23 protein-coding genes and 1 riboswitch are annotated in these 21,257 nt (G+C 62.7%); of the genes, 21 read left to right on the top strand and 2 right to left on the bottom strand.

Going from position 1 to position 21,257, the window contains the following annotated elements; genetic code table 11:
- Positions 1–9 precede the first annotated feature (9 nt).
- The 8 genes from codY to AB1402_05380 all read left to right on the top strand — a co-directional run bounded on the left by codY (position 10) and on the right by AB1402_05380 (position 5,746).
- A complete protein-coding gene (gene codY, locus AB1402_05415; protein MEW6541034.1) occupies positions 10–789 on the top strand; it encodes a GTP-sensing pleiotropic transcriptional regulator CodY in 780 nt (259 codons plus the stop codon).
- Positions 790–967: 178 nt separating this feature from the next.
- Positions 968–1,702, top strand: coding sequence for a 30S ribosomal protein S2 (gene rpsB / locus AB1402_05410; protein ID MEW6541033.1), 735 nt, complete (start codon positions 968–970; stop codon positions 1,700–1,702).
- Positions 1,703–1,777: 75 nt separating this feature from the next.
- Entirely contained in the window at positions 1,778–2,383 is a 606-nt protein-coding gene (tsf, locus tag AB1402_05405; protein MEW6541032.1) for a translation elongation factor Ts, read from the top strand.
- A gap of 52 nt (positions 2,384–2,435) precedes the next feature.
- On the top strand, positions 2,436–3,197 hold the full coding sequence (gene pyrH, locus AB1402_05400) for a UMP kinase (protein MEW6541031.1): 762 nt from the start codon (positions 2,436–2,438) through the stop codon (positions 3,195–3,197).
- Positions 3,161–3,718 (top strand): ribosome recycling factor, encoded by a 558-nt coding sequence (gene frr / locus AB1402_05395; protein MEW6541030.1) that lies wholly within the window; start codon positions 3,161–3,163, stop codon positions 3,716–3,718. Before pyrH ends, frr begins: the two co-directional genes overlap by 37 nt.
- Positions 3,719–3,720: 2 nt before the next feature.
- Complete coding sequence (locus AB1402_05390; protein ID MEW6541029.1) at positions 3,721–3,942, top strand: hypothetical protein; 222 nt, start codon at positions 3,721–3,723, stop codon at positions 3,940–3,942.
- Between the two features lie 266 nt (positions 3,943–4,208).
- On the top strand, positions 4,209–4,967 hold the full coding sequence (locus AB1402_05385) for an isoprenyl transferase (GenBank protein MEW6541028.1): 759 nt from the start codon (positions 4,209–4,211) through the stop codon (positions 4,965–4,967).
- Positions 4,967–5,746, top strand: a complete 780-nt coding sequence (locus AB1402_05380; GenBank protein ID MEW6541027.1) for a phosphatidate cytidylyltransferase — start codon at positions 4,967–4,969, stop codon at positions 5,744–5,746. The genes AB1402_05385 and AB1402_05380 overlap by 1 nt, the downstream gene beginning before the upstream one ends.
- A 109-nt stretch (positions 5,747–5,855) precedes the next feature.
- Here AB1402_05380 and AB1402_05375 read toward each other — a convergent pair whose 3' ends face one another.
- Complete coding sequence (locus AB1402_05375; protein MEW6541026.1) at positions 5,856–6,047, bottom strand: hypothetical protein; 192 nt, start codon at positions 6,045–6,047, stop codon at positions 5,856–5,858.
- 261 nt (positions 6,048–6,308) lie between these two features.
- Here AB1402_05375 and AB1402_05370 point away from each other — a divergent pair, with 261 nt between their 5' ends.
- The 13 genes from AB1402_05370 to ribE all read left to right on the top strand — a co-directional run bounded on the left by AB1402_05370 (position 6,309) and on the right by ribE (position 20,720).
- On the top strand, positions 6,309–6,785 hold the full coding sequence (locus tag AB1402_05370; GenBank protein MEW6541025.1) for a hypothetical protein: 477 nt from the start codon (positions 6,309–6,311) through the stop codon (positions 6,783–6,785).
- Between the two features lie 331 nt (positions 6,786–7,116).
- Positions 7,117–8,193, top strand: coding sequence for a sporulation integral membrane protein YtvI (ytvI, locus tag AB1402_05365; GenBank protein ID MEW6541024.1), 1,077 nt, complete (start codon positions 7,117–7,119; stop codon positions 8,191–8,193).
- 19 nt (positions 8,194–8,212) lie between these two features.
- Positions 8,213–9,376 (top strand): 1-deoxy-D-xylulose-5-phosphate reductoisomerase, encoded by a 1,164-nt coding sequence (locus AB1402_05360; GenBank protein MEW6541023.1) that lies wholly within the window; start codon positions 8,213–8,215, stop codon positions 9,374–9,376.
- A gap of 4 nt (positions 9,377–9,380) precedes the next feature.
- On the top strand, positions 9,381–10,400 hold the full coding sequence (gene rseP / locus AB1402_05355; protein MEW6541022.1) for an RIP metalloprotease RseP: 1,020 nt from the start codon (positions 9,381–9,383) through the stop codon (positions 10,398–10,400).
- Positions 10,401–10,422: 22 nt separating this feature from the next.
- The gene (ispG, locus tag AB1402_05350) at positions 10,423–11,496 is read left to right on the top strand and encodes a flavodoxin-dependent (E)-4-hydroxy-3-methylbut-2-enyl-diphosphate synthase (protein MEW6541021.1); all 1,074 of its coding nucleotides are present in this window, start codon (positions 10,423–10,425) and stop codon (positions 11,494–11,496) included.
- Positions 11,496–13,196, top strand: a complete 1,701-nt coding sequence (locus AB1402_05345) for a proline--tRNA ligase (GenBank protein MEW6541020.1) — start codon at positions 11,496–11,498, stop codon at positions 13,194–13,196. Before ispG ends, AB1402_05345 begins: the two co-directional genes overlap by 1 nt.
- Before the next feature lie 99 nt (positions 13,197–13,295).
- The gene (locus AB1402_05340; GenBank protein MEW6541019.1) at positions 13,296–14,639 is read left to right on the top strand and encodes a nodulation protein NfeD; all 1,344 of its coding nucleotides are present in this window, start codon (positions 13,296–13,298) and stop codon (positions 14,637–14,639) included.
- Between the two features lie 103 nt (positions 14,640–14,742).
- Positions 14,743–15,522 carry a slipin family protein gene (locus tag AB1402_05335; GenBank protein ID MEW6541018.1) on the top strand — a complete coding sequence of 260 codons (780 nt, stop codon included), beginning with the start codon at positions 14,743–14,745 and terminating at the stop codon, positions 15,520–15,522.
- 133 nt (positions 15,523–15,655) lie between these two features.
- A riboswitch (molybdenum cofactor riboswitch) is annotated at positions 15,656–15,776 on the top strand.
- Between the two features lie 159 nt (positions 15,777–15,935).
- Complete coding sequence (moaA, locus tag AB1402_05330) at positions 15,936–16,910, top strand: GTP 3',8-cyclase MoaA (GenBank protein ID MEW6541017.1); 975 nt, start codon at positions 15,936–15,938, stop codon at positions 16,908–16,910.
- Positions 16,911–17,235: 325 nt separating this feature from the next.
- Positions 17,236–18,357, top strand: a complete 1,122-nt coding sequence (gene ribD / locus AB1402_05325) for a bifunctional diaminohydroxyphosphoribosylaminopyrimidine deaminase/5-amino-6-(5-phosphoribosylamino)uracil reductase RibD (GenBank protein MEW6541016.1) — start codon at positions 17,236–17,238, stop codon at positions 18,355–18,357.
- Positions 18,338–18,985, top strand: a complete 648-nt coding sequence (locus tag AB1402_05320; GenBank protein ID MEW6541015.1) for a riboflavin synthase — start codon at positions 18,338–18,340, stop codon at positions 18,983–18,985. The genes ribD and AB1402_05320 overlap by 20 nt, the downstream gene beginning before the upstream one ends.
- 30 nt (positions 18,986–19,015) lie before the next feature.
- The gene (locus AB1402_05315) at positions 19,016–20,224 is read left to right on the top strand and encodes a bifunctional 3,4-dihydroxy-2-butanone-4-phosphate synthase/GTP cyclohydrolase II (GenBank protein ID MEW6541014.1); all 1,209 of its coding nucleotides are present in this window, start codon (positions 19,016–19,018) and stop codon (positions 20,222–20,224) included.
- Positions 20,225–20,243: 19 nt separating this feature from the next.
- Entirely contained in the window at positions 20,244–20,720 is a 477-nt protein-coding gene (gene ribE / locus AB1402_05310; GenBank protein ID MEW6541013.1) for a 6,7-dimethyl-8-ribityllumazine synthase, read from the top strand.
- A 142-nt stretch (positions 20,721–20,862) separates the two neighbouring features.
- Here ribE and rpmB read toward each other — a convergent pair whose 3' ends face one another.
- Positions 20,863–21,054: a 50S ribosomal protein L28 gene (rpmB, locus tag AB1402_05305; GenBank protein MEW6541012.1), complete on the bottom strand. Its 192-nt coding sequence runs from the start codon at positions 21,052–21,054 to the stop codon at positions 20,863–20,865.
- Positions 21,055–21,257: the final 203 nt, after the last annotated feature.

Genomic DNA, 21,257 nt, shown 5'->3' with positions numbered 1-21,257 from the left:
GGGCTTTGGCTGGTGACTCTGCTGGAAAAATGCCGGGCGATCAACAGGATTTTGCAGAAGTCGGCCGGCTACGCGGTGGACTACGGTGAAATTGCCCAGGTGCTGTGTGTCAACCTCCGGGCCAACGCCTATATCCTGGACGAGGACGGCCGGATTTTGGGAGCGGAGTTCCTGGACGATTTCGGTTGTGAGGTCGTCCGCAGCATGATTTACGAATCGGGGTTCCCCCGGGAGTACAACGAATGGCTGCTGGGGATTCCCTCGACGTACGCCAATTTCTGCCAGACCGAAAACGCCTGCGTTTTCAACGCCTACGAACACTGCCAGTACGTGAACAAGGTGACTACGGTGGTGCCCATCGTGGGCGCCGGAAAGCGTCTGGGGACCTTGGTCCTGGCCAAATTCGGCGAGGAGTTTACCGGTGACGATTTGGTGCTGGCCGAAATCGGGGCAACGGTGGTGGGTATGGAAATCCTGCGCGCCCAGGTGGGCCGGATGGAAGAGGATATTCGGAAGCGGACCGCCGTACAGGTCGCGCTGGGTACCCTCTCCTATTCGGAACTGGACGCGGTGCGGCATATTTTCAAGCAACTCGACGGCAGCGAAGGCCTCCTGGTAGCCAGCAAGATCGCCGACCGGGCCGGCATCACCCGTTCGGTGATCGTAAACGCCCTGCGCAAGTTCGAGAGCGCGGGCGTTATTGAGTCCAAGTCCCTGGGAATGAAGGGTACCTATATCCGGGTGCTCAATGACCGTTTACTCGACGAACTGGCGAAGATGAAGCCTTAAAAATAATTAGGTATTGAAATTTTTTTGACTTTCTGCCCCGGGTTTGTGATAAAATATTCCCTGGTGCTAAATTACACACGCCGCCGGATTGCGTCCACGGTGCCCCCGTTTCGAACGGGGGTCCGGCCGCAAGTTGAAGGCGGCGGAGGCTTAAAACCACGCGGAGGGAGGTGTAATAGTGGCGATTGTGACCATGAAGCAGTTGCTTGAGGCCGGGGTGCATTTTGGCCACCAGACCCGCAGGTGGAATCCCAAAATGGCCCCTTATATTTTCACGGACCGGAACGGCATCTACATCATTGACCTGCAAAAGACGGTCCGCAAGATTGAAGAGGCCTACAACTTCGTTAAGCAGATCGTGTCCGAAGGGCAAGCGGTGCTGTTTGTGGGCACCAAGAAGCAGGCCCAGTTGACGGTGGTGGAGGAGGCCGAGCGGTGCGGGATGTTCTATGTAAACCAGCGCTGGCTGGGCGGCATGCTGACCAATTTTCAGACCATCCGGCGCCGGATTGACCGGTTGAAGGAACTGGAGAGGAAACAGGCCGAGGGCCGTTTCGAGGTGCTCCCGAAGAAAGAAGTGGCCGAACTCATGCACGAGAAACACCGTCTGGAGAAGTATCTTAAGGGCATCAAGGACATGAGCAAGCTTCCGGGCGCGCTTTTCGTAATTGATCCGCGCAAAGAGCGGATTGCGGTAGCCGAGGCCCGCAAGCTGGGTATTCCGATCGTGGCCATTGTGGACACGAACTGTGACCCGGACGAGGTCGACTACATTATCCCGGGCAACGACGACGCGATCCGGGCCGTGCGACTTCTAACCAGCCGGATGGCCGACGCGGTGCTGGAAGGGCGCCAGGGAGAACAGCCGGCCCCGGAACCCGACCGGGGAGTCGTGGCCGAAGCCCGGGCCTAAAGCGGTGGGGTTTCGGTTATAATTAGGCCAGGGTGGCTCGTTCGGTAAATCATGGTTTTGGGGGGCGTAAGTGAAGTGGAAGTGTCGGCAAGGCTGGTAAAAGAACTCCGCGAGCGTACCGGCTCGGGAATGATGGACTGCAAGAAAGCCCTGGTGGAAACCGGCGGAGACCTGGAAAAGGCGGTTGACTATCTGCGGGAGAAAGGCCTCGCGGCGGCGGCCAAGAGAGCCGGCCGGGCGGCCTCCGAGGGCTTGATCGAGAGTTATATTCACGGTGCGGGCCGGATTGGCGTGCTGGTGGAGGTCAATTGCGAGACCGACTTCGTAGCCAAGACCGATGAGTTCCGGGCTTTTGCCCGGGACGTGGCCATGCAAATCGCGGCTGCCCGGCCGGAGTTTGTTGGGCGCGAGGAAGTGCCGGCCGAGGCGCTGGATAGAGAGCGGCGCGTCTTGCGGGCCCAGGCGCTGAACGAGGGCAAGCCGGAAAAGATCGTCGACAAGATGGTTGAGGGCCGCCTCGACAAGTTTTTCCGGGAGAACTGCCTTCTGGAGCAGCCGTTCATCAAGAATCCGGACATAGATGTACAGGATGTGCTTAAGGAAACCGTGGCCAGGTTGGGCGAAAATATCGTGATCAAGAGGTTTGCCAGGTTCCAGCTGGGCGAGGGGGCCGACGAATAGAAAAAGCAGGAAAAGCGGGGCGTTTGCCGAATAGGGACAGGAGGGTCCGCCATTGATAACCCCCAGGTACCGGCGTGTGGTCCTCAAGCTGAGTGGTGAGGCCCTGGCTGGAGAACAGGGATACGGTATCAGCCCCGAGGTCGTGCTGTACATCGCCTCGGAAATCAAGGAAGTGATCCAGCAGTTCCGCGTGGAGACGGCCATCGTGGTCGGCGGCGGGAATATCTGGCGCGGGGTGGCCGGCAGCGCCAAGGGCATGGACCGGGCCACGGCCGACTATATGGGGATGCTGGCGACGGTGATCAACTCTCTGGCTCTTCAAGACGCCCTGGAGAAGACCGGCGTGGATACCAGGGTGCAGGTGGCCATCGAGATGCGGGCGATCGCTGAGACTTACATCCGGCGCCGGGCGATCCGGCATCTGGAAAAAGGGCGGGTTGTGATTTTCGCCGCCGGAACCGGCAATCCCTATTTTTCGACGGACACGACGGCCGCCCTGCGGGCGGCCGAAATCGAAGCCGAGACGATTCTGATGGCCAAGCGGGTGGACGGGGTATATGATTCCGACCCCCTGCAAAACGCCGCCGCCAAGAAGCTGGACCGGCTGACCTACATCGAGATGTTGAACCGGGGCCTGGGCGTGATGGACGCCACCGCTGCTTCGCTCTGTATGGAAAACGGCATCCCGGTTGTGGTTTTCAGCATCTACGAGCCCGGCAACATTAAGAAAGCCGTACTCGGAGAGAATATCGGGACTTTTATCGGGAGTGAGGTCGAATGCGCGAACTACTGGAATCAGCCGAACTCAACATGATGAAAACGATTGAAGTGCTCGATAAGGAATTTGCCTCCTTGCGGGCCGGACGGGCCACGCCGGCCCTTTTGGACCGGATCGGCGTCGACTACTACGGATCGCCGACGCCCATAAACCAACTGGCGACGGTTTCGGTTCCGGAGGCGCGCCTGCTGGTGATCCAACCATGGGACAAAAGCGCCATCGGCGAGATCGAGCGGGCGATTCTAAAATCGGATCTGGGGATCACCCCCTCGTCCGATGGGAACATTATTCGTCTGGCTGTGCCCCAATTGACCGAAGAACGGCGCCGGGACCTGGTGAAGTTCTTGAAAAAGCGGGGCGAGGAGGCCAAAGTGGCCGTGCGGAACATCCGCCGGGACGTCATTGAGCGCCTTAAGGCGCTGCAGAAAGAAGGCGGGGGGGTCTCCGAAGACGACCTGCGCCGGGAGCAGGACGAAGCCCAGAAGCTGACCGACCGTTACACCAAGGAAGTCGACCGGATCGTCGCGGCCAAAGAGAAAGAGGTTATGGAGATCTGACCGTGGACGTTCTTGGTTTTGAACTGGACGAAGCTCTTGCCCAGCTGGAGGCGAAGGGATGGCGGGTGAAGGTGAAGTTGACCTCACCTCCCGGAACCGTACCGCCGGGACCCCGCAGGGTGGTCCGCGTGGTGATGACCGGTGCCCAAGAAGTCGAAATCGTGGCGGCCCACCAGGGTTGGGAGGGAAACCGGTTTCCGGACGGCATTGTGAATCATAAGTAGCGCCCCCCCAGAGTTTCGGGGGGTGTTCTTATAGGGAAAAGAATTCAGGAGTCAGAATTCAGAATTCAATACTATTTATGAAAGCTGTGGATAGTGGTTTCTCGATTGTGCATTCCCGGTTGCCCTGATTTTCATTCTGAATTCTGGCCCCTGAGGCGCGCGCCATTCTGATTCCGAAATATTGGCCCCGGTGTTCCCCCGGCCCTTTATTCTGGATTCTGAATTCTGGATTCTATATTCTGGTGTCCCCTTTGGAGGTGCCAAGCGTGGGGCGGGACGGATCGGCCGAGGAAAAGACTTTGGTGCAGATGCTGGACCGGGAGCGGATACCTGCTCACGTGGCGGTAATTATGGACGGCAACGGCCGGTGGGCCCAGAAGCGCGGACTTCCCAGGGCCGCAGGCCACCGGGCCGGGGCGGAGGCCTTGAGGGAAGTGGTCCGGTTTGCCGCTGAACTGGGGGTGCGCTATCTCACGGCGTACACTTTCTCCACCGAGAACTGGAAACGCCCGCGTGCCGAAGTTGACGGCCTGATGTCTTTGCTGGTGGAATACATCTACAAGGAACTGGAGGAAATGCACGGCCAGGGGGTCTGCCTGCGGACGATCGGCCGCCCGGAGGAGTTGCCGCCGGATGCCGGAGCGGCCCTCGCGGAAGCCGTGTCCCGGACGCGGGACAACTCGCGGATCATTGTAAACCTGGCGCTGAACTACGGGGGCCGCCGGGAACTGGTGGACATGGCCCGCAGGCTGGGCGAGGCAATCAGGGCGGGACGGCTTGACCCCGGGGACATTGACGAAAAAACGGTCGAGGCCGCCCTGTACACGGCCGGGATTCCCGATCCCGACCTGTTGATCCGGCCGTCCGGCGAATTTCGGATCAGCAACTTTATGCTCTGGCAACTGGCGTATACCGAGTTCTGGGTGACGCCGGTCCTCTGGCCCGACTTCGCGCGGGTGCACCTGGTCCAGGCCCTGGTGGAGTTTCAGCGCCGCGACCGGCGCTACGGGGGCCTGAACGTTTAATGGCGGCCAGGGTTCTTACCGCCTTGCTCGGCGCACCCCTTTTGCTGTTGGCCGCCTGGCTGGGCGGGGTCTACCTGCTTGCCGCCGTGGCTGTGCTGGTGCTTCTGGCCCAATATGAGCTGGTGCGCTTGATTGGGGACTTGGCCCCGCACCGGGGGCTGGTTTTCGCCGGGGGGCTGATTCTGGTGGCGGCGGCCTATTTCAGCCCGGGCCGGTTCCCTGACGCCGCGCTGTTCGCCCTGTTGCTGCTCTACCTGGGAGCCTTCGTTTTCTTTTTTCCGCGTTTTGCACCCGGATCACTGGCCGGCACCCTGCTGGCCGCGGTCTACCCGGGATTGCTGTCGTACCTCTATCTACTGCGGGCCCTGCCGGACGGTTGGCAGTGGCTGTTGTTCGTATTCGCCGTCACCTGGGCGTTCGACATTTTTGGCTACTTTACTGGGCTGGCCTTCGGCCGCACCCGGATGACGCCCAACCTGAGCCCGAAGAAAACGGTCGAGGGCCTGGTCGGCGGAATCCTGGCCGCCACGGCGGCGGCGGCCGCCGCCGGCTATTTGATCGCCGGTGCGCCGGACTGGACTTTCATCCTGGTTGGCTTTTTGATCGGCGCTGCGGCGCAGGCCGGCGACCTGGCGGCCTCGGCTTTGAAGCGCTTCGCCGGGGTCAAGGATGCGGGGCGTCTGCTCCCCGGCCACGGGGGCGTGCTGGACCGGTTCGACAGTGTCCTTTTCAGCGCGCCGCTGGGCTATTACCTGATTCAGTGGCTGATTATCCAGTGAGACTTCCGGAAAGCGCTGGTCCGATTCAGGCCCCAAACACATAATCGGGGACACCTTGTGGTGGTGTCCCCGAATCGTTTGTGCCCCGCTGGTACGTGGCTTGTCGACCCTAGAACAAGACGATCAAAGCCCCGGCAATAAGAAGTATCGCACCTAGGGCGATTGATCCATCGGTCGGCAGGGTCAGCAGCAAAGCAAGCCCGGCCGCAATCAGCAGAACCCCGGCGATGAGTTCCAACAGACTTGTCGCCCGAGTGCCCGCTTTGCCCTTCATTTGTTCTACCAATTCACCCACGGCCATGTTATTACCTCCTTACAGTTTATTGTGTGGAACGAATGCCCTTGATCGTTCTCAAGGTCATTATACGTGCGCCTGTGGCAAGATGTTCCTGGATGGGTGGTTCCAATATCCTATGTCGATGCGGTTGGCGGCGTGCCGGCAAACATTGACCGTGTACAGTCACGTTGCTCCGGTCGGAATCATATTTTGATTGGAGGAACCCCGGCCTTCCGGGCGTGACCGGCGTCCGTGGGGTTGACGGATTCGAAAGGGAGTGCAAAAGTGGAATACGAACGGAACAAACCCGTGGTGCCCGAGAAGCTCAACAAAAAGGTCGACGACCTGGAAGCCAAACTCGCCTGGCAGGTCGAAAAGACCTCCAGGCTTGCCGCCGCATTGAAAGAAGTGATCGAGAAAATTTCCCGTATTGAAGCGAAACAGGAGGAATGCCTCGCCGCCCGAAAAAAAGAGCAGGGTGCGGGGCTTTCCCAGGACAACACACAGGAGTTGTTGAATAAGCTGAAGTACTACAGCGGGATGGCGGAAATGGGCGGGCAGTTGCTGCAGATTCTCGCGGGTTCCGCCGTCCTGATCATCGAGAACATCGCCCGGGGGAAAGAGTCGGCCTTTGCCTTGGGTGGCGGGCCGGGCGGCGAATTTGATTGGGCCGCGATGTTGAAGTCGGCGAACGAACTGCTGCGTGGCTTGGGCGCCCAAGGTTCCGGAAGTTTCGGGGAGACTCCGGCCGGGGGGGACTAGCGGTGAAATCCCCCGGGTGCCCGAAAGCGCGGGTGCCGGGGAAGCGCCGCCACCGACCCGGTCCTGGCAGGCCGAGCGAAAAAACGGCCTTTTTCGGGGGAAAGACTCACCGTGGCCGGGGGGTCTTTTTCCGATTGCCGGCCGTTGGACGAACATGATAACGCCGCAATCACGAACTGTGGGCGGCCCGCGAAAAGTGGCTACTTCGTTTTCAACGCGGTGCTCGTTGGCGCGAAACCGGAGGCCGATAACCACACCGGGCGGGCGGGTTTACTTGTACGGCGCAAATGGTTATAGTCTATTTAGATACTTTTGTTGAAGGGGAATGGCCATGCCGCCTTCGGAGCGGGTGCAGCGGATTGCCTGGAGCGCGGGCGCGTTGTTGCTGGTGACGGCGAACCTGATCGTCTTGGGTTACATCACCCGGTACATGTTGCCTATCATCCTGCCGTTCCTGGTGGCGTTGATGATCAGCCTGCTGATCGAACCGTTGGTGCGGTTCCTGCAGGAACGGCTCCGCTTTCCACGCCCGGCAGCCGCCATTGGAGTGCTCCTGGTGCTGCTGGCCGCGGTCGGGGCCGTGCTGACGGCGGCGACCCTGCGGCTGGTGGCCGAACTGCAACACCTGTCTTCGTTGTTGCCTCATCACATCGCCCATTTTCGGAACACTTTTGACCGGCTGATCGATGAGGCGGTGACTATTTACGGACGCTTGTCCCCGGCCGCGGTGAGCTACATCGACGGCCTAATCGCTTCGGCGGGCGAGGGCCTGGAAGGGCTTCTGACGGGTGCGCTGGGCACTTCACTCGAGCTGTTGGCGGCCGTGCCGCTGATCATCATCGTGACCATCATCACCTTCGTGGCTACCTATTTTTTCAGCCGGGACAGCGAAAAGCTCCGCGAAGCGTGGATCCGGGCGATTCCGGAACCCTGGGGCATCAAGAGTCTTCTGATCGTGCGCGAGGGCTTCGGGGCGTTCATCCGGTTTTTCCGGGCCCAGTGCGTACTGGTGGGCATCACCATGGCGATCACCACCACCGGGCTCCTGATCATCGGCACGCCGTACGCCGTGTCGATCGGCATCGTCACGGGTATCTTCGACCTTATTCCGATGCTGGGTCCGACCGCCATCTTCGTGCCCTGGATTGTTTGGTGCGTGCTGACCGGTTCCTATTCGCTGGCGATGAAACTGTTCATTCTGTACGCGATCCTGTTTATCGTCCGGTCTTCCCTGGAGGCCAAAGTGGTGGCTAAGAGCTTGGGTCTTCACCCGCTGGCCGTACTGGTGGCGATGTACGTCGGGCTCAAAGTAATGGGCATACTTGGGTTAATCCTGGGTCCGATCCTGGTGGTGGTGGTGCAGGGTGCGATTATGGCCGGGAGACACGCGCGCGAAGCGAGTGTGTAGCCGGCGGCTGGAGGTTGGTATGCCGAAGAGGGTTGCCGTTTTGGGCAGCACTGGTTCCATCGGCCGGCAGGCGCTGGACGTGGTGCGGAGCCACCCGGAAAAACTCAAAGTGGTGGGGCTGGCCGCCGGGCGGAACTGGGAGCTGCTGGCCGAGCAGGCGGCCGAATTCGCGCCGGAAGTGGTCTCCGTCTGGTCCGCTGACGACGCCGCGCGCGTTCGGGTGCGCCTGGGCGACCGGACCGAGGTGCACGCGGGCGAGCCGGGACTGAACGCCGTGGCTGGCTGGCCGGCGGCGGACATCGTGCTGGTGGCGGTCACCGGCACCGCCGGCCTCGTTCCGACCGTGGAAGCGATCCAACTGGGCAAGGACGTGGCGCTGGCCAACAAGGAGACGCTGGTGGTCGCCGGCGAGTTGGTCACCGAACTGGCCTTCGGGATGGGTGCGCGGATCCTGCCCGTGGACAGCGAGCATTCCGCCGTCTGGCAATGCATCGCCCACCGGCGGACCGAGGTGGCGGGAATCGTCCTGACGGCCTCCGGAGGCCCGTTTCGCCGTTTCTCCCGAGAGGAGCTGGAGCGGGTGCGGCCGGAGGACGCGCTCCGGCACCCGACCTGGCGGATGGGCCCCAAGATCACGGTGGATTCGGCGACGCTGATGAACAAAGGCCTGGAGATCATCGAGGCCCGGTGGCTGTTTGACGTGGGCTACGACCAGATCGAGGTCGTGGTGCATCCCGAGAGTATCGTCCACGGGATGGCGCGCTTGCGGGACAAAACGGTGCTGGCCTGCATGGGTCCCCCCGACATGCGGTTGCCCATCCAGTACGCCTTGAGCCATCCCCAGCGCTGGGAAACGGCGCAACCGGCTTTGGATTTCGCCGCCTTGGGGGCGCTTACCTTCGAAACGCCCCGCCGCGACCTCTTCCCGGCGCTGGACCTGGCCTACCAGGCCGGGCGCGAGGGCGGCACCATGCCCTGTGTGCTGAACGCCGCCAACGAGGTGGCGGCGTCGGCTTTTCTGGCGGGGCGCCTGGCCTTCACCGGCATCCCTAAGGTGGTGTCCGCCGTCATGGAACAACATGAAAAAAAGCGCCGCCCCGGACTAAAAGACATTCTGGCCGCCGACCGCTGGGCTCGGGAAACGGCCGCGGCGGCCGCGGCGGCCGCGGAAAGGGTTGGGTGAGCTGATGCTTACGGTCATCGCCGTAATTGTCGTATTCGGTCTCTTGATTTTCATTCACGAGTTGGGACATTTCCTGATGGCCAAACGTGCCGGGATACTGGTGCACGAGTTCGCTCTGGGCTTCGGGCCGAAATTGGCCGGTCTTCGCCGGGGGGAGACGGAATACACCTTGAGAGCGGTGCCGCTCGGGGGTTTCGTTCGGTTCGCCGGTATGGACCCCAAGGAAGAGGAATATGACCCGGCCCGGAGCTACAAGCATAAGTCGGTCGGCCGGCGCATGGGCGTGATCGCGGCCGGACCGCTGGCCAACTTCTTCCTGGCGGTGGTCCTCTTGGCCGTCATTTTTATGGTCCAGGGTCAGCCCACCCCGACCACCGTGGTGCGAACGGTGCTGCCCGACCGGCCGGCGGCGGAGGCCGGCCTCCAGCCGGGTGACCGGATCGTGGCGGTCGACGGGCGGCAGGTGGGCAACTGGGAGCAACTGGTGGGCGAAATCAAAAACCGGCCGGGCGAGACCCTGGTCCTGACGGTGGAACGGGAAGGCCGGCATCTTCAGCTGCCGGTGGTCCCGGCGGATGAGGACGGCGTGGGCAAAATCGGTTTCGCCCCGGACATACAGCCGGTACGGGTGGGGTTTTTTAGTGCCCTGGCCGGCGGGGTGCAGTACACGGTCCAGATCACGCTTTTGATCATCGGCTTCTTGGGCCAGATGATCACCGGCCACGCGCCGGCCGACGTAGGGGGGCCGGTCCGGATTGTGGCCGAGATCGGTACCGCGGCCCAGCTCGGACTGATGCCGCTGTTGCAGCTGGCTGCTTTCCTGAGCATCAACGTGGGGCTCTTCAACCTGCTGCCCATCCCGGCGCTGGACGGCAGCCGCCTGCTGTTTCTCTCCTGGGAGGGCCTTACGCGGCGGCCGGTGAATCCGGAGCGGGAGGGGATGTTCCACCTGGTGGGCTTCGCCCTGCTGCTGCTGTTGATCGTGGTCATCACCTACAACGACATCGCCCAATTGATGATGTAAGGAAACGGGGGTTTTTGAGGTCTTGCGCAGGAAGACGCGGGCGGTGCGGCTCGGCCAAGTGCAGGTCGGCGGCGGGGCCCCGGTTTCGGTGCAATCCATGACCAACACCGACACCCGCGACGTGGCCGCCACCGTGGCTCAAGTCCGCGAGCTGGCCGGGGTCGGCGCGGAAATCGTCCGGGTGGCCGTACCCGACCGGGAGGCGGCCGAGGCGTTGCGGCAGATCCGCGCCCAGGTGCCGGAGGTGGCGCTGGTGGCGGACATTCACTTCGACCACCGCCTGGCCTTGGCGGCCGTCGAAGCGGGAGTGGACGGGCTGCGTCTGAATCCGGGCAACATCGGCGGCCGCGAAAAGGTAGCCGAGGTGGTGCGCGCGGCCGGGGAGCGGGGCGTGCCGATCCGCATCGGGGTCAACGCCGGTTCCCTGGACCGAAAGATCCTGGAGCGGTTTGGCGCCGTTACGGCCGAGGCCATGGTCGCCAGCGCCCTGGAACACGTGGCTGTTCTGGAGGACTTGGGCTTCACGGCCGTAAAGGTTTCCTTAAAGGCCAGCAGCGTACCCCTGACGATGGCCGCTTATCGGCTGCTCGCGGACCAGGTGGACTACCCCTTTCACGTCGGGATCACCGAAGCCGGAACGATGCGCGGGGGTCTGGTGAAATCGGCGGTTGGGATCGGAGTGCTGCTCGCGCAGGGTATCGGCGACACGATCCGGGTTTCCCTGACGGCACCGCCCAGGCACGAGGTCTGGGCCGGGTATGAAATATTGAAAGCCCTTGGACTGCGGCACCGGGGCGTGGAACTGATCTCCTGCCCCACGTGCGGCCGGACCGAGATCGACCTGGTGGCCATCGCGACCGAGGTGGAAGAGCGTTTGCAGGGCGTGACCCGGGCGCTCAAGGTGGCGGTGATGGGCTGCGTCGTGAACGGGCCGGGCGAGGCGCGGGAGGCCGACGTCGGCATTGCGGGCGGGAAAGGGGCCGGGCTCTTGTTCCGCAGGGGAGAACCGGTCCGCATCGTACCGGAGCCGGATTTGGTGGACGCGCTCCTGAAGGAGATAGAGAAATTGCAGTCCGAGGAGGAACAAGTTGACTAATGCGCGCTAGCGAGTACCTGATCCCGACACTGCGGGAAACGCCGGCCGAAGCGGAAGTGGTCAGTCACCGGCTCCTCTTGAAAGCCGGCTACATCCGCAAGGCGGCGTCCGGGTTTTACACCCTGCTCCCGCTGGCCCACCGGGTGCTGCAAAAGATTATGCGCATCATCCGGGAGGAGATGGACCGGCAGGGGGGGCAGGAGATCCTGCTGCCGATCATGCAGCCGGCCGAGCTGTGGCTGCGTTCGGGCCGGTGGCAGGTATACGGGCCGGAGCTTTTCCGGCTGAAGGACCGGCACGGGCGCGACTTCTGCCTGGGTCCCACGCACGAGGAGATCATCACCGAACTGGTGATGGGCGATGTGCGCTCCCACAAGCAGTTGCCGCTCCTCTTGTACCAGATGCAGAACAAGTACCGGGACGAGCGGCGCCCGCGTTTCGGCCTGCTCCGGGGCCGGGAGTTCATCATGAAGGACCTTTATTCCTTCGACCGGGACGAGGCCGGCCTGGAAGTCAGTTACCGCAAGATGTTTACCGCCTACCAGCGTGTTTTCAGCCGCTGCGGGCTGGAGTTCCGCCCGGTGGAGGCGGACTCGGGGCCGATCGGGGGCAATGTCAGCCACGAGTTCATGGTCCTGGCCGGTTCCGGGGAAGCCCTGGTGGTCTACTGCCCGGAGGCGGCCTGCGGTTACGCGGCGAACGTGGAGAAAGCGGAGAGCGGCGCAGAGCGCCCGCGACATGAGGAGGAACCGGGGGCGCTGGAACTCGCGCCCACACCGGGCAAGCGGACGGTGGAGGACGTATGCGCCTTTCTGGAGGTCGGTCCGGAGCGCATCGTGAAGACCTTGTTGTACGAAACCGACAAGGGGCCTTACGCGGCGCTGGTCCGGGGCGACCGGGAAGTGAACGAGGTCAAGCTCAAGAACGCGGTCGGGGCGGTCCACCTGGAAATGGCGGGGCCGGAGGCCATCAGGCGGATCACCGGGGCCCCGGTCGGGTTCACCGGCCCGGTCGGCCTGGAGGGGGTCCGGTTCGTGGTTGACGATGAGGTTTCATTCATGGTTAACTGTATTACCGGTGCCAACCAGGGGGACGCCCATTATCGGAACGTCAATCCCGGGCGGGATTTCCCGCTGCCGCTGGTGACCGACCTGCGGCTGGTGCGGGAGAAGGACCCCTGCCCGCGGTGCGGCCGGCCCCTGCTCGCGGCCCGCGGGATCGAGGTGGGACAGGTGTTCAAGCTGGGCACCAAGTACTCCGAGGTAATGGGGCTTGCCTACCTGGATGAGCACGGTGCGGAGCGCCCGGTGGTCATGGGCTGCTACGGCATCGGCGTGACCCGCACCCTGGCGGCCGCCGTGGAACAGAACCACGATGAGCAGGGGATAATTTGGCCGGCGGCCATCGCCCCCTTTGCCGTAGTGGTGGTGCCGGTGAACATTCGGGATGAGGTGCAGTCGGAGTTGGCGGAGAAAGCCTACACGGCGCTCTCCGGAGCAGGCGTGGACGTTCTGCTGGACGACCGGCCCGAGCGCCCCGGGGTGAAGTTCAAGGACGCGGACCTGGTTGGGTACCCCCTGCGGGTTACCGTGGGCAAAACGGCCGCCGAAGGGCTGGTGGAGTTGCGGCTTCGGAAGAACGGGGACACCCGTCTGGTCGGAATCGGGGAACTGGCGGCTGTGGTGCGCGCGGTTCTGTAAACACCTGTTTTGTGTGGAGGAGTCGAGAAAAGGGGGACTGTTCCCTTTTTCTTCCCGGGGACTGTCCCCCTTTCTCGATTAAGGGGAGTGAGAAAGACAGTGTTGGGTCTGGTACGGCCCCGTAACAGGCAGATCTTCGCCATGTGCGTGCTGATTTTTGTCGGGATGGTGCTTCTGAGTCCGGCGGTTCCGGTTCAGGGCCGAGTGGCCGACCAGGTTGTGGTATTGACGGTGGACGGCCTCATCGTTCCGGTGGTGGCGCAGTACCTGGACCGGGGCATTGCTGATGCGGAACGGCTGGGCGCGGTTTGCGTCATTGAGCTAAATACCCCGGGAGGACTTTACGACACCACCCAGAAGATTGTTCAACGAATAATGAACGCCGACGTCCCAGTGGTGGTTTTCGTCTCACCCGCCGGGGGTTGGGCCGGTTCGGCCGGCACGTTCATTACCATTTCGGCCGACGTGGCGGCGATGGCCCCGGGGAGCCGCATCGGCGCCGCTCACCCGGTGGCGGCCGGCGGCGAGCAGATGACCGAGGCCCAGGAGGAGAAGATCGTTGAGGATGCGGCGGCTTGGGTGCGGAGCATCGCCGAGATGCGGGGGCGCAACGCCGAGAAGGCCGAGCTGACAGTGACCGAAAGCCGGTCCTACACCGACAGCCAGGCCCTGGAGTTCAACCTGATCGACTTGCAAGCGCCGAACCTGGCTGAGCTCTTGCAGCTGATCGACGGGCGGACCGTCACCCTGGACAGCGGCGAGATTGTACGGCTGGCTACGGCGGATGCGCCGCTGGAACGGGAGGGAATGAACTGGGTCGAGCGAACCTTGCACACCTTAAGCAATCCCACTATCGCCTACATACTGCTCTCGCTCGGAATGCTCGGTTTGCTGATCGAGTTCTACAACCCGGGGGCCATTTTCCCGGGAGCGGCCGGAGGGTTGGCCCTGGTTCTGGCCCTGTATTCACTGGGAACGCTGGATGCCTCCTGGGGAGGGATCGCGTTAATTATCCTGGGATTCGTCCTGCTCGCCTTGGAATTGTTCGTAGTCAGTTTCGGCCTCTTGGCCGCAGGGGGGTTAATTGCCATTGTGCTTGGTTCAATGATTCTTTTTGCCGGCAGCCCGGAGGGTTTCAAGGTAAATATCGGCGTGATGGCCGCAATCGTCGCCGGCATCACCCTGTTTGCTATTTTTACGGTGCAATCAGCAGTAAAGATGCGCAAGCGCCAGGCGGCCACCGGCCGGGAGGGGATGTCCGGCGCGGTTGCGGTGGCTCTTACCCAGCTTGACCCCAAGGGAGAGGTTCTGCTTGAAGGTGAGCGCTGGCGCGCAGTGGCCGAGGACGGTCCGGTCGAAGCCGACGAGGAGGTGGTCGTTGTTCGGATGGAGGACGGCCTGAAGTTGGTGGTGCGCCGGCGTGAAAAAACCGGCGGCGGTTAGAGGTGCCAGATAGAAAAACCTGGCAACAAGATGGGTATAATTATAATACGGGTATCCGGTTTACCAACCGGCACCGCGTAAACAAGCGAAGGGGAGTGAAAACATGCTGGAGTTTCTGATGTTCTGGGGCGTGCTGATTGCGTTGGCCGTAATGTTCCTGTCCTCCGCTATCCGGATCGTCCAGGAATACGAGCGGGGGGTGATTTTCCGGCTGGGCCGGTTCGTCGGGGCGCGTGGGCCGGGACTGTTCTTTCTCATTCCGATCATCGAACGGATGGAGAAAGTGGACCTCCGGGTGGTGACCGCCGATGTGCCCACCCAGGAGGCGATTACCCGGGACAACGTGACCGTAAAAGTCAACGCGGTCATCTACTTTCGCGTGGTGGACCCCGGTAACGCCGTTTTGAAGGTGCTCGACCACATCCGGGCGACGTCGCAACTGGCCCAGACCACGCTGCGGAGCGTGCTCGGCCAGAGCGAGCTGGACGAGTTGCTCGCGCAGCGCGATCAGATCAACCAGCGCCTGCAGAAGATCATCGACGAGGGTACCGAGCCCTGGGGCGTGAAGGTGTCGATGGTCGAGGTGCGAGACGTGGAACTGCCCCAGGCGATGCAGCGGGCTATGGCCGCCCAGGCGGCTGCCGAGAGGGACCGGCGGGCGAAGGTCATCCACGCCGACGGCGAGTTTCAGGCGGCCCAGAAGTTGGCCGACGCCGCCGCCATCATCGGCACCCACCCGGCCGCCATCCAGTTGCGGTACCTGCAGACCCTGACCGACATTTCCGGGGAGAAAGGATCCAGTACAATCGTGTTTCCCCTGCCGATGGACTTTATCAAGGTGTTGGAGCGTTTCACCGCTATTCCGGAACGGTCGGCGGAATAGAAACAGGCGCGCGGCAGAGGCTCTATGACCCCGTCCGCTTCGGGCGGGGTTCGTGTTTTTTGTCCAACCGGCAGGAAAACGGCCCCGGCCCCCGAAGTTGTTTTTTAGCGCATAATTAAATATGGAGACTGTTTTTGAAGAGCACCTCCGAGCCGGGGGACCTAAAGCCGTAGCGCCATGGACCCGGGCCGACAGGGTGCGTTGGGAAACCGGCGCGCCTCCCGTTGTGGAAAGGATGGTGGGGTTTTTGGTTATAGGCGCGGGACCGGGCCTGGGAATTTTCAGGGCTCGGTTTTGTTTTTGCGGCTTTGAAAAAGGCAAGTTCACTGCCTCGCCCGCGGCGGCGAGGTCTGGAAGTTCTCGTTTTGTTTTTGCGGCTTTGAAAAAGGCAAGTTCACGGGGAGTTGGGGAGCGTGCGGGATAACTTTGAGCGGCAGATTACCTACTTGCGGGTGTCCTTGACCGAAAGGTGCAATTTGAACTGCTTCTACTGCCGCCCGGGCGAGCACACAGGGCCTGCAGCGGACGGTCTGCCGCTGGATGGTCTGGTGCGGGTGATTCGTGCCGGGGCCCGGGTGGGCATCAGGAAAATCCGCCTTACCGGGGGCGAGCCCCTGGTCCGCCCGGATGTAGTTCCCGTGGTGGCGGCGCTCAACGAAATCCCGCAAATCGACGACATCGCCCTGACCACAAACGGCTCGCTGCTTGTGCCCCGGGCGCAGGCCCTGAAGGCGGCGGGGCTGAAACGGGTGAATATCAGCCTGGACACCCTGCGGCCGGACCGGTTCCGCACCATAACCAAAAACGGCGAACTCGCCCCGGTAATGGATGGGTTGGAAGCCGCCCTCGCCCACGGCTTGCATCCGGTGAAGCTCAACATGGTGGTAATGCGGGGCATCAACGACGACGAGGTCGAAGATTTCGTGCGCCTGACGCAAGACCGTCCCCTGCACGTCCGGTTTATCGAACTCATGCCCATTGGGGCAAGCAGCAGTTGGGCGTCCGACTATTATGTCCCGGCCGACGAAATCCGGCGCAAGATCGACGAGCGTTACGGCCCGCTGCAGACGGTACGGCCGGGTGGCGGTGACGGCCCGGCCCGTTGCTGGAAGATCCCGGGCTTTGAGGGCACCGTCGGTTTGATTGCGCCCTTGAGCGGGTACTTCTGTCCGTCCTGCAACCGGCTGCGGCTGACCGCCGCCGGTACCCTGCGGCCGTGCCTCTGCCAGGGGAACGAGATCGACCTGGTGGAACCCCTGGCGCGGGGGGTGAGCGACGAGGAACTGGCCGCCCTGGTTGTCCAGGCGGTGCTCCGTAAACCGCAAGGCCACCCTGAGAACGAGATCCGGCCCGTATGCGACCGGCTGATGTCCGAGATCGGCGGCTGACCGCCCACGTCAAAAAGGGGCAAAAGGTGTCAGACAGTGCGGCCGGACGGCTGCTTCGGGTGGGCCGGGCAAAAAAGGGGCCTGGCCCCTTTTTCTTGTTGGCCCCTTTTTCTTGTCCGTGTTCCGAAAAAAGAAAAAGGGGGACTGTCCCCCTTTTTCGCACGGAACTGGGTACCGGCGGCCCTTGCTTGACAGCGTATTTTTGAAAAACCTATAATGAAACGGAAAACCGCGGCGCAAAGCGCGCACTGGGCGTGTCGTACAAGCATCTGATCCGGAGTCGGCCCCATGTCGACTTTTTAATGTTTTGGCAGGAGGGGGCCGCATGGACCAAGAATACATGCGGGTGGTTTTGGACCTGGCGGCAAAAGCCCGGGGCCGCACCAGCCCCAATCCTATGGTCGGCGCGGTGGTGGTCCGGGACGGGGAGATTGTGGGCCATGGGTATCACGCCCGGGCCGGTTTGCCCCACGCCGAGATTGTTGCGCTTGCCCAAGCCGGCGAGGCGGCGCGCGGGTCCACCCTTTATGTCTCATTAGAGCCGTGCTGCCACTTCGGCCGGACCGGCCCCTGCACCGAGGCGGTGATCGCCGCCGGTGTGCGTCGCGTGGTGACGGCGATGCGGGACCCGAACCCGAAGGTTGCCGGCCGGGGCATCGCGCGGCTGCGCGAAGCGGGCCTTGAGGTCACCGAGGACGTCCTCCGCGAAGAGGCGGCCCGGTTAAATGAGGTCTTCATCAAATACATCACCACCGGTCGGCCGTTTGTGGCCTTGAAGGCGGCCGTGAGCCTGGACGGCAAGATCGCCACCCGCACCGGCGATTCGCGCTGGATTACCGGCGGACCGGCCCGGGAATACGCCCACCGGCTGCGGGACACGTACGACGCGCTGCTGGTGGGGCGGGGAACGGTGGTCAAAGACGACCCGTCCCTGACCACGCGGCTTCCCGAAGGGGGCCGGGATCCGGCAAGGGTGGTGCTGGACAGCCTGGCCCGTATTCCGGAATCGTCCCGGATGCTGTCGGGAGAATCGGCCGTCCCGGTGATCGTGGCGGTGACCGGACAGGCCCCGCGGACCCGGGTGACGGCTCTGGAGAGCCGGGGCGTCCAGGTGGTGCGTTGCGGTCCGGGACCGGCGGTCGACCTGGAGACGCTGCTCCGGGAACTGGCCGCGCGGGAGATCACCAGTGTGCTGGTGGAAGGTGGGGGGGCGGTGCACGCCTCGTTTTTGGAGGCCCGGTTCGTCGATAAACTGCACTGGTTCGTGGCTCCCAAGATCGTGGGCGGGGTGGAAGCCCCGGGGGCGGTGGCCGGACAGGGTGTGGGGCGCATGTCGGAGGCGGTCGGTCTGGAACGGGTGCGCCGGCTGGAACTGGGTGATGATTTCTGTATCGAAGGTTATCCGGTATGGGGGAGGGCGGGAACGGATGTTCACCGGGATCATTGAGGAACTGGGCACCCTGCGGCGGGCCGAACGCGGCCCGGTTTCCGCCCGCCTGCATGTCGAAGCGCGCGCGGTGCTTGAGGAGGCGCGTCTCGGTGAGAGCATCGCGGTGAACGGAGTGTGCCTGACCGTGGCCGATTTCGGTGCCGGGTGGTTTACCGCCGACGTAATGGCCGAGACGCTGAAGCGGACCAACCTGGGGGAGGTCCGCCCTGGGGAACGGGTCAATCTGGAGCGCGCCATGCGGCTTGGGGAGCGCATGGGCGGGCACCTGGTCAGCGGCCACGTCGACGGGGTGGGTACGGTCGTCGGGTGCGAACCGGAGGGAGTCGCCCTGGTGTTCCGGATCCAGGCTCCCGGGACGGTAATGCGCTACGTTATTGAAAAGGGCTCGGTGGCCGTGGACGGAATCAGCCTGACGGTGGTCGACCACGACCGGGATGCCTTCCGGGTGTCGATCATCCCGCATACGGCCAAGATGACCACCCTGGGGTTCAAGAGGGTGGGGGCGCGGGTAAACCTGGAAGCGGACATGATCGCCAAATACGTAGAGAGAATGCTGGGCGGCCGCCGGGAGGAGCCCGACCGGAAACTGGACGGCGACTTTTTGGCCCGCCACGGCTTTTTGTAGTCAAGGTATTTTGGGGGGAGGAAGCGGACGGTGGAGTTTGGATTCAACACGATTGAGGAAGCCATTGAAGACTTCCGCCGGGGTAAGATGCTGGTGGTAGTGGACGACGAGGACCGGGAGAACGAAGGCGACTTGATAATGGCCGCGGAGAAAGTGACTCCGGAGGCCATCAACTTTATGGTGACGCATGCGCGCGGCCTGGTGTGCATGCCGATCACCGGTGAGTTGGCCCTGAAACTGGAATTGACTCCCATGGTGGTCACCAATACCGATCCGCACGCCACCGCCTTCACGGTATCGGTGGACGCGGTGGGGAGTACGACCGGGATTTCGGCTCACGAACGCGCCTTTACGGTGCAGAAGATCATCGATCCGGCAACCAGGCCCGAAGACCTGCGGCGGCCCGGCCACATTTTTCCGTTGCGCGCCAAGGATGGCGGGGTGCTCCGCCGGGCCGGACATACCGAAGCGGCGGTGGACATGGCCAAAATGGCCGGCCTTTATCCCGCCGGCGTGATCTGCGAGATTATGAAGGAAGACGGTACCATGGCCCGCGTCCCGGAACTGATGGGGTTCGTAAGGGAACACGGGCTGAAGATCGTGACCATAGCCGACCTGATCCGCTACCGGCGCCGCACCGAAAAGCTGGTGCGCCTGGTGGGCACCGCCAAGATGCCCTCCCGGTACGGGGATTTCGTGGTATACGCCTATGAGAGCTTGTTGGACGGCAAGGGGCACCTGGCGCTGGTGAAGGGTGACCTGAGTTCGGTCGAGGCACCCCTGGTGCGGGTCCACTCCGAGTGCCTGACCGGGGACGTGTTCGGTTCCATCCGGTGCGACTGCGGGAACCAGATCGGCCGGGCCCTGCGGCAGATCGAAGCGGAGGGGGTCGGGGTGCTGCTGTACATGCGGCAGGAGGGCCGGGGGATCGGCATCCTGAACAAGATCCGGGCCTACGAACTGCAGGACGAGGGCAAGGATACCGTGGAGGCGAACGAGGCCCTCGGTTTTCCGCCCGACCTGAGAGACTACGGCATCGGTGCCCAGATCCTTTCGGACTTGGGCTTGACCAAGCTGCGCATCATGACCAACAACCCCCGGAAGATCGCCGGTCTGGAAGGTCACGGCCTGAAAGTGGTGGAACGGGTGGTGATCGAGGTGCCGCCGGGGCCGGAAAACGGGTTCTACCTGGCCACCAAGAAACGGAAAATGGGGCATCTTCTGACACTTGCGGACTAATTAAAGGAGCGTGGGCGATTTGGCGAAGGTTTTCGAAGGGCACCTGATCGGTGAGGGTTTGCGGTTTGGAATCGTGGTGGGCCGGTTTAATGAATTCATCACCCATAAGCTGCTTTCAGCCGCCCAGGACGCCCTGGTCAGGCACGGCGTAGCGGAGAACGACATCGAAGTGGCCTGGGTGCCCGGCGCTTTCGAGATCCCCCTGGTGGCCCGCCGTATGCTGGCCAGGAACCGCTACGACGCGGTCCTTTGTCTGGGCACCGTAATCCGTGGGGGTACGCCCCACTTCGAATACGTCGCCGCCGAGGTGGCCAAGGGCGTCGCCAAAGTGGGGCTGGAGACCGGCACTCCGGTGATCTTCGGGGTAATTACGGCCGACACCATCGAGCAGGCGATCGAGCGGGCCGGCACCAAGGCTGGAAACAAGGGTTGGCAGGCGGCGGTCAGCGGCATCGAAATGGCCAACCTGGTCCGCAGCCTGGAGAGTTCATCGTAGGAACCCCAGAAACGGAAAACGAGCTCCCTGTGTATCCCGGCATCGCCGGCACCGGAGTTCATCCGCCCACCATACGCGAGGAAACTGAAAAACGGCTCAAGGCGAACCGTTTCTGGTTTTCACCATAATGATCCACTACTTGCTACACGGCGCGAACCACCCGGCCGCTGCGCAGGCAACGGGTGCAGACCCTGATCCTTTGGGGTTTGCCGTCCACCAGCGCCCTGACCCGCTGCAGGTTGGGTTCCCAGGTGCGCTTGGTGCGGATGTGCGAGTGGCTGAGTTTCATCCCCACAACCACGCCCTTGCCGCAGACGTCACATTTCTTGGCCACGACTCCACCTCCTTGCGCAAACCACTTTAATATTTTATCAAAGCCCGGGTTTCAGCGCAAGTGCTTATTTCAGGCAGTGTTGTTGGCCTGTGATATTGTCACCCCGTAAGCGGTCTGAGAAAATGTCACTCATGAAGAAGGGAGACGTTTTCTTGAAACCCAAGGAAGCCAGGAGACTGGACATCATGGAGCGGGTCCTTGCC

Source organism: Bacillota bacterium (assembly GCA_040757205.1).
Lineage (GTDB): Bacteria > Bacillota > Desulfotomaculia > Desulfotomaculales > Desulforudaceae > Desulforudis.
The sequence above is the reverse complement of the archived record's forward strand: the minus strand, read 5'-3'. Positions and strand labels throughout refer to the sequence as shown.

Excerpts from the sequence above, each read along its gene's own strand:
- AB1402_05335 (MEW6541018.1), top strand. The coding sequence starts at position 14,743 with ATGCTGGAGTTTCTGATGTTCTGGGGCGTGCTGATTGCGTTGGCCGTA.
- AB1402_05375 (MEW6541026.1), bottom strand. The coding sequence starts at position 6,047 with ATGGCCGTGGGTGAATTGGTAGAACAAATGAAGGGCAAAGCGGGCACT.
- AB1402_05320 (MEW6541015.1), top strand. The coding sequence starts at position 18,338 with ATGTTCACCGGGATCATTGAGGAACTGGGCACCCTGCGGCGGGCCGAA.
- AB1402_05380 (MEW6541027.1), top strand. The coding sequence starts at position 4,967 with ATGGCGGCCAGGGTTCTTACCGCCTTGCTCGGCGCACCCCTTTTGCTG.
- frr (MEW6541030.1), top strand. The coding sequence starts at position 3,161 with ATGCGCGAACTACTGGAATCAGCCGAACTCAACATGATGAAAACGATT.
- AB1402_05360 (MEW6541023.1), top strand. The coding sequence starts at position 8,213 with ATGCCGAAGAGGGTTGCCGTTTTGGGCAGCACTGGTTCCATCGGCCGG.
- ytvI (MEW6541024.1), top strand. The coding sequence starts at position 7,117 with ATGCCGCCTTCGGAGCGGGTGCAGCGGATTGCCTGGAGCGCGGGCGCG.
- AB1402_05345 (MEW6541020.1), top strand. The coding sequence starts at position 11,496 with ATGCGCGCTAGCGAGTACCTGATCCCGACACTGCGGGAAACGCCGGCC.
- rseP (MEW6541022.1), top strand. The coding sequence starts at position 9,381 with ATGCTTACGGTCATCGCCGTAATTGTCGTATTCGGTCTCTTGATTTTC.
- ribD (MEW6541016.1), top strand. The coding sequence starts at position 17,236 with ATGGACCAAGAATACATGCGGGTGGTTTTGGACCTGGCGGCAAAAGCC.